Here is an 11742-nt window from a genome sequence, read left to right on the forward strand (position 1 = left end):
TATAAAAAAATTACGTATAAAAATACAAAAAAAACCGCCATGGCGGTTTTTTGAAATAATATTTATTTATTAAATGTATTACTGACCGTTTTGAGCGTCATTAATCATTTTTTCATTTGCAGTAATAGCAAACTCAACTCTTCTGTTTTTTGCTCTTCCTTCATCGGTATCATTTGATACAATCGGCATTGCCTCACCCTCTCCTAAAGCAAACATTCTGCTTGCCGCAATACCTTTTGATACTAAATACGATTTTACAGCATTGGCTCTTCTTTCAGAAAGCTTTTGGTTGTAATCATCAGAACCTTTACTGTCCGTATGACCATAAATATTGATATTGGTATCCGGATTATTAACTAATACCTCTGATAATTTATCAAGATTAGTCTTTGCCAAAGCAGTAAGATTGGAAGAATCGAATGCAAAAGTAACAATACTTTCATTTAAAGTAATTTTGATACCGTCACCTACTCTTTCAACTTCCGCACCAGGAAGAGTGTCTTTGATCTCTTTTGCCTGCTTATCCATTTTACTACCGATAACATTACCTGCAACACCACCAATAACTCCTCCTAAAACTGCACCTAAAGCCGCATTTTTTCCTTTTCCTACATTATTTCCTAAAATTCCGCCAATTACTGCACCAGAAGCGACACCTACTGCGGTTCCTCTTTGCTGGTGATTAGAATTTTGTACTGCTTCACAGCTTGACAAGATTAAAGCTGATGATAAAAATAATGCGCTAATATATGTTTTATTAAATTTCATTGTAAATATTTTTAAAAATTATCTGGTAAAATCCATACCTGTTCTCTGAAAATTGTATACGACCTTAATTGTGTTGCCCTCAAATGGAACATTCTGTTCTAAAGAAAACTCATCAGTACCTCTATCAATTAGATTTAATGTATATCCTACCGTGTTTTGCTTAGCTTTTGTTCCCTCTGCAATTTTTTTAAAACTAAATACATTGGATTTGATATCAACCTTAATCGGCTGGATAAGTTTTGGACAAGATCCGCCACCGTTCAATGTGTACGATCCTGAATAATTATTAGGAATAAATCTCCAGTGACTGCCAATAAAGCATTGAGCATCGGCTCCTTCGTCAAAAGGCTTTATTTTATAAGACTTATCGTAGTCTATACTAACGATTTGCCAATCACCTTTCATTTTCAGAAATTCAGCTCTTTGGTTCTGAGCCTCACCTGCCTTTTTAACTCCGGAACAAGACACTGCAAAAAGTGAAGTTCCCACTATGCCTGCAAGTAATAGTTTTTTCATAGTTTAATGTTTATTATTAATGTTAAAGTAAATCAAAAGCATTTATTACAATAGATTCACTTTCCGTTTATTTATTTTAACATTTAAAGATACTACAAAAAACCGTGCCAATTTAATTCATGAACAAAAAAATAAAGCCTGTAAAAACAGGCTTAAATAAATTATTCTTTTAAAACTAACTGATAACTATCTCTTTACAGATTTTCTTGAAGTTTTTTTCTTATTACCAGTTTTTGAGTTCTGAGATGATGATTTTCCATCATAGAAATTGCTATAGGCATATTCTGCTGCTTTCTTAACATCAATTACGCCACCTGCCTGAGATTTTTCTCCAAATTCATTTTCTTTACTGATGTTGCTTGTTTTCACTAAAGCTTCTATGATCTGATGAGGTTTCAGATTGGGCATATATGCCAACAGAACTGCTGCTGCTCCAGCTGCAACAGGTGATGCCATTGAAGTTCCCTGCTGATAACTGTAATCATTTTTAGGAACCGTAGAATAAATTTCTTCACCAGGAGCAAAGACATTTACCATTTTTTTGTTATAGTTAGAAAACCCTGCTCTCAGATCCTCGTTTCTATTCGTACTGGCTCCTACAACCATTACATTATTTACAAAAGGAGCTGCATCACTAACGTTTTTAAAGTTAGTAGGATAAGCCAGATGTTCTGCAACATCCTCATTCTCGTTACCTGCCGCTTTTACCAATAAAACACCTTTATTTTCTGCATATTTGAAAGCATCCCAAATCACATTCTTCCCTGGAGAAACAGGTTTACCGAAACTCATATTGAGAATTTTAGCTCCATTATCCACAGCATACCGGATAGCATTGGCTACATCTTTATCTCTCTCGTCGCCATTAGGAACTGTTCTTACCGTCATAATTTTTGCCACTCTGGAAGCTACTCCATACTGTACTTCTTTTCCCTGAGGCAATCCTGCAATAATCCCGGCTACGTGTGTTCCATGTTCTGCATCAGGACCTTCGTAATGATTGTTTCCGTATGCTTTTTCAGAATAATCATCATAATTATCTCCTACAATTTCTTTACGGGGATCAAAACTTAAATCATATTGTTTTGCCATCGGACCAAAATGATCAAGCGCAGGTTTTATTTCTTTTGCAATCATATCACCTACTTCCTGTGGAGATTTACCCGTAAATTCAGGATTTCCTGCCAGACTTTTAAGAATTTCCAATGCAATTGCCTCTTCCTGTTTTTTCGGAGTAATTCCTTTGATATTTTCTGTTGTCAAAGGCTTTCCATTTAAAAGTGATACTATCGTTGGAATCGATTGACTAATCATTTCGAATTGCTTGAACTGCTGTTTTCCTTCTACACTTTTCTTATTGAAAATTTCCTTAGATTTCATATACATTGCAAATTCCTCCGGCATTTTTGCCTGATTTGCTTTGTTTTTTGTAGAGTCATCCCCTTCAAAAACAGGTTTGTATTTTGCAACAACACGGGTAACTTCCATATTATCAACACCAATATCTCCATTTTTCCCTCCGATAAAATTCCATCCGTGGATGTCATCTATATATCCGTTTCCATCATCGTCTTTTCCATTTCCTGGAATCTCGTTAGGATTTGTCCACATGTTTTTTACTAAACCTGGATGATCAACCTGAACACCACTATCTAAAACACCTACAATAATAGTTTGAGGTTTTAAACCTTTTGATTCTAAAAACTTGTATGCATTTTCTGTATTTACTCCATACACATTTGACGTTGCAAAATCTTTGTGATACCACGTCATCAAATCTTTATCTTCTTTTTTATCAGAAATCTGCTGAGCAGATGAATAGGTAAAACCTACTAAAAAAACCGCTGCTAAAAATACCTTTTTCATATTTAGATTTATTGTTCTTTTTGAAAATTAATTTAAATAATTACTTTATCTCTTTAAGATAAGTAACAGATTCCGGACCTTTGTTACAAATTAGATCTAAAATCGACAAATCTTTTAGAAAACCCATCTTATCAGAAAATGTCTGGTAATATTCATTCATTTCGTATTCTGAAGGATTTTTTGCCGAAAATCTTTCTCTAAAGTTAACTTCTTCCGGAAATTTAACATACTCATTATTCAAAGAGTATGCCTTTTCTGTTTTTAAAATATTCTGAACGATCTCAATACTTTTCAGATTAAAATCAAGTAAAAACTTACTTCGGCTTTCGTACAGCTTAATCAGTTTATCTTCGTAATATTCAAAATATGGCGAGCTTTGATAGGCTGTTTTTATAGACTTCCAATGAAGTTTTTGCCAATCTTCCCTGTAAGAAATTTCTATATCTTTAAAAATTCTGCTTCCGTTATGATTAATTGGGATAATTAATGAAAGTTTCCCGTTCGCTCCGAATATATTGGTTCTGTTTCTGTAGGTTTGCTTAGGAAAATTTTCAAACTGCTCAAAAATAATTTTATTTTCAGCATTTAAAAATTCTGAAAACCATGAAACAGGCGGTAAATAAAATACGGGTAGTAATATATTTTGCATAGTTTTTTATAGAAAAATGAAGTACTTTATTCAAATACTTCATTTATTTTTTTTAAAATTATCATTAAATCTCGTCGCTGTCTTTCTTTTTGCTGAATAATTTCACGAAATATTCCCATCCGAAAAACAATATAAGAATCATTGCCGCAATCCACCAATAAGATGTTTTATTAGCTTCTCCTGTATTAGTTGCTTTGAACATTCTATCCCAACGGATCCTCCATCCATCTGCTTGATAAGACGATTGAGAATCACTAAATACACCTTCAATACTCATCCATGTAAACATTGGTTTTCCAACAATATTTTCTTCAGGAACAAAACCAAAGAATCTTGCATCCAATGAAGCATCACGGTTATCCCCAACCATCATATAATAATCCTGCTGAATTGTGTATTGATTGGTTTCTTTTCCGTTGATAAAAATTTTACCGTTCTTATTTTCCAGTGTATTATGCTCGTAATTTTTGATGATCCACTGATATTCCGGCAAAGTTTCCTGATTGATGGTAACTACATCGCCTTTTTTAGGAATTGTTAAAGGTCCGTACTGATCTTGATTCCAACCTTTATTAATAGGAAAAATAGAATTTGTTGTATCAATTTTTGTTCGTTCTATGTTTTTGTAAGTTATCCCGCCTTCTCCTCTTTCCATTATTTCTTCATGAGTAGAAACAACTTGTGGTAACGCCTTAATTTCTTCAAGCCTAGAAGAAGTCAAATTCATCATGTAAATGATATTATTAGGATTTATTTTATACTTCTTAGCTTTTTCTGGTGAAAAATATCTTTCCTTATCTAAAACAGCCACTGTAATAAAACCTAATCTTTTATAGAGTGCAGGAACATCAATTTCGCTACTTGCTTCTATAAGAAAAGAGTGCTGCACTTCCTGATCTCCCAAAATTGTTTCCGGTTTTCCGTTCACAAACATTCTGCCGTCTCTCATCTCAAATGTATCTCCTGCAACAGCAACACATCTTTTTACATAGGGATCGGCTCTGTCTAATGAAACGTGCACAGAATCACGTGGATAATTGAAAACGACAATATCATTTTTTTGCGGTTTGTTGAACTGGAAAATTCTTTCGTAAGGTAATTTTACAGCTTCTACATAAGATTTTCCGTCATTTTTGGGGTTACCATCCTTTTGGAGGTCATAAATTGTTCCTTGTAGAAAAGGAATTGCTAATGGGCGCATCGGAAGCCTGTAACCGTAGCTCCATTTGTTAACGAAAAGAAAATCTCCAACCAGCAAAGTTCTTTCCATTGAACCTGTAGGAATTCCAAAAGGCTGAGTAACAAAAGTATGAATGATGGTAGCAAAAACAACAGCAAAAGTAATAGATCCTATAAAAGAATCTTTCTTTTTTGCTTCTTTTTCTTCCTGAGTCAGATAGATTTCGTTTTCATCCTCTATCTCAGCATCTCTTGAATAATTTACCGTTGCCATATAGATAAAAGGCAAGATTACGGTCAGCAACTGATCTTTAAAAAGAGTTTTCCCAAACTTTTTCATCAGATACAAATGAAAAACGCTCATCATAATAGGTCCCACAATTGGTAAATATGATAAAACCGCCCACCATTTCGGATGTTTTGTCTCTTTAAGAATAATAAAATAATTATAAAAAGGTATGAATGCAAAAAGCGGACTGTACCCTAGTTTCTTAAACAGTTTCCATGTGGAAATCCCCATCAGTACTGACAAAATGAGGACATAAACTGTATACGTTAAAAAGTAATTCATAAATTTTGTGCCTAAATCTATATAAATGATTAATGATGAGCGATAGATGATAACAGATTTACTATTTGCATATCATCATTCATTGTTATTAGTTTGCAAGGTAGGAATTTTGTTACAAAACTAAAGTCCTAAAACATCTTTCATGGTGAAATTTCCTTTTTTATCTTTGATCCACTCTGCTGCAACAACTGCTCCCAATGCAAAACCATTTCTGTTGAAAGCGGTATGCTTAATTTCTATTTCGTCTACTTCACTTCGGTAATAAACGCTGTGTGTGCCCGGAACTTCATCTTCTCTTACCGCGAAAATACCCAATTGTTTTTCCTGAGTTTCTTCGAGCTTCCAAGCATCATATTTGTCCGAATTACCGATAATTCCTTCTGCCAAAGAAATAGCTGTTCCGCTTGGCGCATCCAGTTTGTGAATATGATGAATTTCTTCAATCTGACAGGTGTATTGATCAACATTTTTCATGAGTCCTGCCAGTTTTTCGTTTAAAGCAAAAAATAAATTTACACCCAAACTGAAATTGGAGCCATATAAAAATGCCGTTTCATTCTGAACAGCAATATTTTCAATTTCTGATTTTCTTTCCAGCCAGCCGGTTGTACCGCAGATTACGGGAATTTTATTTTCAAGGCAAGATTTAATATTATCAAAAGCAACTTCCGGCAACGAAAACTCTATGACAACATCTGGATTATTAAGGTTTTCCGTAGTCGGTGTTTCCTTCAGTCTGGCAACAATTTCGTGACCTCTTTTAGTGGCAATATCGTCTATAATTTTGCCCATTCTTCCATATCCGACTAGTGCTATTCTCATTCTAGTAAAATCTATTTTTTCTTTAAAATCTATAGGTAAATGCCAATCCTGTTTTAGGCGGGTTTAAATTGTAATCATCGTAAATTACTGCAGGCGTAAAGGTGAGATCCGGGTCTTTTCTTCCTTCATATAAATGAGCATCTACCACTGCATCAACAATATTTAAAATATAAATCAATCCTGTAATTGCAATGGCATAATCTCTTTGCCTTTTTGCACGATCCTGTGCATTTCCTAAAGCAACGGCGTCAAGATTCGGAAATCTCGTCAAAAATTCATTTGGAGTTCCGTTTAGTTTTGCAATATAATACTCCCGATATTCTTTGTATCTGTTCTGATTCCAGATGGCAATTCCCACTCCGGTTCCTACAGCTCCCCAAACAATAGGAATTTTCCAGTATTTTTTGTTATAAGTCTGTCCTAAACCCGGAAGTACCGCAGAATATAAACCTGCTCTTGTAGGATTTAGTTTGGATACCCTGTCTTTTGCAGGTGCATTTACTCTCTCTATTTCCTGAATAACTTTTGCAGGAGCCTGAGGTTTTGCTACAGGAATACTGTCGGTAGCGTAATGTTCAAGTCTTATACTGTCTCTCGGGTTGATTTGTGAAAAAATCAGACCTGATAAAAAAATAAAGAAAGTGAAAAGATTTTTTTTCATTTATTTAATATGCGATAAGATATATTCCAGCTCATCTTCATTTTTAAAATCTAAAACAATTTTACCCTTCTTTCCGCTGCCCGTCGTTTTAATTTCTACTTTTACATCAAGAATATCTGCAATTGTTTTTTGTGCTCTTTTATAGTTATTAGAAAGCTCTGCTTTTGCTCTTTTTGCAGCAGGAGATTTAGGATTTTTCAAAGCAGTAGCTGCCTGTTCAGATTGACGGACATTAAGCTTTTCTTTGATGATCATATCAAAAAGTGCTTTCTGATGCTCTTCGCTTTCGAGGCTGATAATTGCCCTTCCGTGTCCTGCAGAAATCTCTCCGCTTCTGATAGCATTCTGAATATCCGGACTTAATCTTAGCAATCTTATAGAATTGGTAATAGTACTTCTGTCTTTACCTACTCTCTGACTTAGATTTTCCTGGGTAAGACCTATTTCTTCCAAAAGTCTGTGATATGTTAAAGCAATCTCAATAGCATCCAGATCTTCACGCTGGATATTTTCAACCAAAGCCATTTCTAAAAGCTCCTGATCATTTACCAGACGGATATATGCCGGAATAGAAGACAGACCTGCAATTTTACTCGCTCTGAATCTTCTTTCTCCCGATATAATCTCGAATTTTTCCCGGTCTTTTCTAAGAGTAATCGGCTGAATTACCCCAAGATTTTTAATAGACTGTGCTAACTCATTCAATGCTTTTTCGTCGAAATAAGTTCTTGGCTGCGTAGGATTAGGATAAATATCTTCTATCGGAACTTCCATAATGTTTCCAACAAATTTATCTGCACCTTCATCGGTCGCCGTATTGACTGTAGCTTTGGATTCTGCACTCAGGATAGCTCCTAAACCACGTCCCATTGCTCTTTTTTTGTCCTTCATTCTTTATAAATGATTATTATAAATGATAATTGATGAATTAATTATTCACTACAAAAATCATATTAATTTTTAACTAATTTTTCGTTTTTTAATAAAACTTCTTCTGCCAGCTGAATGTATTGAATTGCGCCTTTACTTTCTGCATCGTAATTCAGGATACTTTCACCAAAACTTGGAGCTTCACTTAATCTTACATTTCTACTGATGATGGTTTCAAACACCATTTCAGGAAAATGAGAATTCACTTCTTCCACCACCTGATTAGAAAGTCTCAAACGGCTGTCATACATAGTAAGCAACAACCCTTCAATATCAAGATCTTTATTATGTATTTTCTGTACGTTTTTAATAGTATTCAAAAGTTTCCCCAAACCTTCAAGGGCAAAATATTCGCATTGGATAGGAATAATAACAGAATCTGCCGCTGTAAGAGCATTTACTGTAATCAAACCCAAACTTGGTGCACAGTCTATGATGATATAGTCATAATCATCTCTAACTCCTTTTAATGCTTCTTTAAGCATATATTCCCGATTCTCTTTATCAACCAATTCAATTTCTGCTGCAACCAAATCAATATGAGAGGGTACAATATCTAAATTTGGAGTAGTGGTTTTCTGAATACAGTTTCTAGTATCGACACTATGCTCCAGAAGATTATAGGTAGAATACTGCACTTCTTCCACACCCAAACCAGAAGTTGCATTTGCCTGCGGATCTGCATCAATAATAAGAATTTTCTTTTCTAATACACCTAATGCTGCAGCTAAGTTGACGGCGGTTGTTGTTTTTCCTACACCCCCTTTCTGATTAGCGATACCTATAATTTTTGCCATTGCTCAAACTTTAATGCTCAAAAATACACTTTTTTCTCTGCTATTAAAGAATAGCTAAAACGAAAATTGAGTTAAAATATTGTTAATAAGAAGATTACATCGTAAAAAAATTATCCACAAAAAAAATTCTTTGTGGATAACTATATATATAGGTTTTTATGCAAACTAACTATCAAATTTCATTGAGATAGGAAATTTAAATAAACTTCTCACAGGTTCACCTTTTTTATTTTTACCTGGAATCCATTTTCCTTTTACTGCTTTTATTGTTCTAATAGCTTCAGCGTTAAATCCTGCATCTTTCCCGTTGGTTTTAATATTTGAAATTGTTCCGTCTTTTTCTACAACAAATGTAACGGTTGTGCTTATGCTTCCTTCATCCTGAAATGGTGATATATCAAACTTATTCATAACCTTATTTCTGAATGCATTAATTCCCCCTTCAAAATCTGCATTTATAACAAGTATGTCCGGATTTTTCACTGCATCATCAGAATCGCTTTCAGCAGGAGGAACAATCTTTGGAGGAGCAATTGTACCCAATCCAGAGTTAACACTTACCGGAGTGTAGATATTCTGGTCAGCAGGTTTTGCCTCAAAATCATTTTTTAATCCCGCAATCGCATCCTTTGGTATTTCCGTTACCAAATTACTTTCATCTGCATTTCTGGTGGGAGTAACCACCTGTGAATCAAATTGCTTTATGCTTGGTGGCGGTGCAGGCTGGGCAGGCTTTACAACTTCAGTAGGTTTTGGTTTTTCAGGTTCTACAGGAATAATATCTACCGGTCTATAGACAGGCTCAAAAGGGACATATACTTCAGTTGTTTTAAAAGCATTAATTAAGAGCGGAGTTACAGCTACAGTAGCTAATAAACTTGCTCCTATGATAAGTGCTTTAGTTAAAATTCTGTCTGATTCGTTTCTTAAAGCATACGCACCATACGCTTTGTTACGGTTTTGGAAAAGGATTTCATTAAGCCTAAATTCCTGATTGTGTTCTAGGTGTTTCATCACAGTAAAATTTAATTGTTAAGATGAACAATTATCAGTTTTCAATAAATCATTCAATTATCATGATTAATATCAAAATATTTGCCAATTTATTAGCACAAAACAGAAAATTAAATCAAAAACGTAATAAAAATAAAATTTAACTATCCATTGAATAATAATTAGCACAACCTGTTAGCCCCGATTGAGCGGCATATCTGAGCTCTTTTCTAATTCCGGCGGAAAGCCGCCGAAATTAGAAAAAGCGAGTAGCGATAGCGGGAATTAGCTCCAAAAAAAAGAGACCATCAAATGACAGTCTCTTTTTTATATTTTTGAAATATTAAAACAACTCTTTTCTGATAATGTTCTGGCTTCTTTCAGGGCCTACCGAAACGAGATAGACATTAATTCCTAAATATTCCTCTATAAATTCTATGTATTTCTGAGCATTTAAAGGAAGTTCATCATAACTTCTTGCTTTGGTTATGTCTTCTGTCCAGCCCGGAAGCTCTTCATACATCGCTTCGTAATCATATAGCTTGGTAGTGGAAGATGTAAAATAATCTATGATTTTACCGTCTTCTGTTTTGTATTTTGTAGCAATTTTAATGGTGTCTATTCCTGTCAGTACGTCTAGTTTTGTAATCACTAAATTGTTGATACCATTGATCATACAAGCATGTTTTAATGATACTAAATCTAACCAGCCTGTTCTTCTTGGCCTGCCTGTCGTAGCACCGAATTCATGCCCAATTTGTCTGATCTTTTCACCCAATTCATTATCAAGTTCAGATGGAAACGGTCCGTTACCTACTCTAGTACAGTAAGCTTTTGCTACACCAATTAGATTCTTGAGCGAAGTCGGCGGAACTCCGGCTCCGGTACAAACTCCTCCTGTTGATGGAGAAGATGATGTCACATAAGGATATGTCCCGAAATCAATATCCAGCATTAAAGCTTGTGCACCTTCAAAAAGTACATTTTTACCCTGCTGAATAGCTTCATTAAGTTCAATTTCAGTATCAACAATTCTGTCCTGAAGCTGCTTTCCGATTTCCAGAAATTCGTTATAGATCTCTTCAACATCTAATGTCGGTTTTCCGTAGTATTTTTCAAAAAGAGAATTTTTTACTTTTAGGTTTTTTTCAATTTTTTCTCTTAAAATTTCAGGATTAAGTAAATCTACCATTCTTATTCCTACTCTTGCAATCTTATCTTCGTAACAAGGTCCGATCCCCTTTTTGGTAGTTCCGATTTGTGTACCTCCATGTTCTTCTTCACGGTAAGTATCCAAGAGAATATGGTACGGCATAATTACGTGAGCTCTTCTGCTGATAAAAATATGATCCGTTTTAAGACCTTTTTCTTCAATCTGCCCCACTTCTTTCATGAAGGCTTTAGGATTAACAACTACTCCATTGGCAATAATACATTTGCCTTTACACTGAAGAACTCCAGAAGGAAGAAGATGTAAAACAAATTTTTCATCTCCTACATAAACCGTATGACCTGCATTATCGCCTCCTTGGAAACGTACAACATAATCTGATTTTGCAGATAAAACATCTGTGATTTTACCTTTCCCTTCATCTCCGTATTGAAGGCCTACAACTACGTAAGTTGACATATTTACTTTTATTTTAGATTCATGCAAAATTAGTTTTAAAAATATTGGTGGGCAAATTTGTGACTATTTTTATTGCAGAAGAGATTTAAAATAATCTTATCCTGAATATTACAAATATTTTTAAAAGCAGATTCTAATTTAATTTAATCTTTGTTTTAAGTAAACACCTTAGACTATATGTAAATAGTTTGAGGTAGTAATTTTAGTATGATTCTGTGATTGTGACTCTATCAGTATCCTGCTGTTTCAACAATTTTTGAACAGGAGAAGAGGATAGAATTAGATTTCAGAGAGAATATAATAGCAGAGTGGATAAGCCGGGCAGTAATAAAGAATAAAGAATAAAGAATAAAGAACAAA

Annotated in this window: 11 protein-coding genes; all 11 read right to left on the reverse strand. The window is 34.4% G+C overall.

Annotation, left to right across the window (positions count from 1 at the left end; all coding sequences use genetic code 11):
* Positions 1–78: 78 nt before the first annotated feature.
* The 11 genes from AC0NBN_RS15355 to AC0NBN_RS15405 all read right to left on the reverse strand — a co-directional run bounded on the left by AC0NBN_RS15355 (position 79) and on the right by AC0NBN_RS15405 (position 11382).
* On the reverse strand, positions 79–768 hold the full coding sequence (locus tag AC0NBN_RS15355; RefSeq protein ID WP_160813619.1) for a YiaD family glycine zipper/OmpA-like lipoprotein: 690 nt from the start codon (positions 766–768) through the stop codon (positions 79–81).
* 18 nt (positions 769–786) lie between these two features.
* Complete coding sequence (locus AC0NBN_RS15360) at positions 787–1284, reverse strand: lipocalin family protein (RefSeq protein WP_160813617.1); 498 nt, start codon at positions 1282–1284, stop codon at positions 787–789.
* A gap of 186 nt (positions 1285–1470) precedes the next feature.
* Entirely contained in the window at positions 1471–3150 is a 1680-nt protein-coding gene (locus AC0NBN_RS15365; protein ID WP_160813615.1) for a S8 family serine peptidase, read from the reverse strand.
* A 40-nt stretch (positions 3151–3190) separates the two neighbouring features.
* The gene (locus AC0NBN_RS15370) at positions 3191–3799 is read right to left on the reverse strand and encodes a WbqC family protein (RefSeq protein WP_160813613.1); all 609 of its coding nucleotides are present in this window, start codon (positions 3797–3799) and stop codon (positions 3191–3193) included.
* A gap of 64 nt (positions 3800–3863) precedes the next feature.
* Positions 3864–5549, reverse strand: a complete 1686-nt coding sequence (gene lepB, locus AC0NBN_RS15375) for a signal peptidase I (protein WP_160813611.1) — start codon at positions 5547–5549, stop codon at positions 3864–3866.
* Positions 5550–5669: 120 nt separating this feature from the next.
* On the reverse strand, positions 5670–6371 hold the full coding sequence (gene dapB / locus AC0NBN_RS15380) for a 4-hydroxy-tetrahydrodipicolinate reductase (protein ID WP_160813610.1): 702 nt from the start codon (positions 6369–6371) through the stop codon (positions 5670–5672).
* A 22-nt stretch (positions 6372–6393) separates the two neighbouring features.
* Entirely contained in the window at positions 6394–7032 is a 639-nt protein-coding gene (locus AC0NBN_RS15385; protein ID WP_160813608.1) for a DUF5683 domain-containing protein, read from the reverse strand.
* Positions 7033–7923, reverse strand: coding sequence for a ParB/RepB/Spo0J family partition protein (locus AC0NBN_RS15390; protein WP_160813606.1), 891 nt, complete (start codon positions 7921–7923; stop codon positions 7033–7035).
* Between the two features lie 62 nt (positions 7924–7985).
* A complete protein-coding gene (locus tag AC0NBN_RS15395; protein WP_143884158.1) occupies positions 7986–8759 on the reverse strand; it encodes a ParA family protein in 774 nt (257 codons plus the stop codon).
* Positions 8760–8924: 165 nt separating this feature from the next.
* On the reverse strand, positions 8925–9773 hold the full coding sequence (locus AC0NBN_RS15400) for an energy transducer TonB (RefSeq protein ID WP_160813604.1): 849 nt from the start codon (positions 9771–9773) through the stop codon (positions 8925–8927).
* A 322-nt stretch (positions 9774–10095) separates the two neighbouring features.
* Complete coding sequence (locus tag AC0NBN_RS15405) at positions 10096–11382, reverse strand: adenylosuccinate synthase (protein WP_160813602.1); 1287 nt, start codon at positions 11380–11382, stop codon at positions 10096–10098.
* Positions 11383–11742 lie beyond the last annotated feature (360 nt).

The organism is Chryseobacterium sp. L12 (assembly GCF_056133985.1).

Coding starts and splice junctions, on each gene's coding strand:
- AC0NBN_RS15355 (WP_160813619.1), bottom strand. CDS start 768: ATGAAATTTAATAAAACATATATTAGCGCATTATTTTTATCATCAGCT.
- AC0NBN_RS15360 (WP_160813617.1), bottom strand. CDS start 1,284: ATGAAAAAACTATTACTTGCAGGCATAGTGGGAACTTCACTTTTTGCA.
- AC0NBN_RS15365 (WP_160813615.1), bottom strand. CDS start 3,150: ATGAAAAAGGTATTTTTAGCAGCGGTTTTTTTAGTAGGTTTTACCTAT.
- AC0NBN_RS15370 (WP_160813613.1), bottom strand. CDS start 3,799: ATGCAAAATATATTACTACCCGTATTTTATTTACCGCCTGTTTCATGG.
- lepB (WP_160813611.1), bottom strand. CDS start 5,549: ATGAATTACTTTTTAACGTATACAGTTTATGTCCTCATTTTGTCAGTA.
- dapB (WP_160813610.1), bottom strand. CDS start 6,371: ATGAGAATAGCACTAGTCGGATATGGAAGAATGGGCAAAATTATAGAC.
- AC0NBN_RS15385 (WP_160813608.1), bottom strand. CDS start 7,032: ATGAAAAAAAATCTTTTCACTTTCTTTATTTTTTTATCAGGTCTGATT.
- AC0NBN_RS15390 (WP_160813606.1), bottom strand. CDS start 7,923: ATGAAGGACAAAAAAAGAGCAATGGGACGTGGTTTAGGAGCTATCCTG.
- AC0NBN_RS15395 (WP_143884158.1), bottom strand. CDS start 8,759: ATGGCAAAAATTATAGGTATCGCTAATCAGAAAGGGGGTGTAGGAAAA.
- AC0NBN_RS15400 (WP_160813604.1), bottom strand. CDS start 9,773: ATGAAACACCTAGAACACAATCAGGAATTTAGGCTTAATGAAATCCTT.
- AC0NBN_RS15405 (WP_160813602.1), bottom strand. CDS start 11,382: ATGTCAACTTACGTAGTTGTAGGCCTTCAATACGGAGATGAAGGGAAA.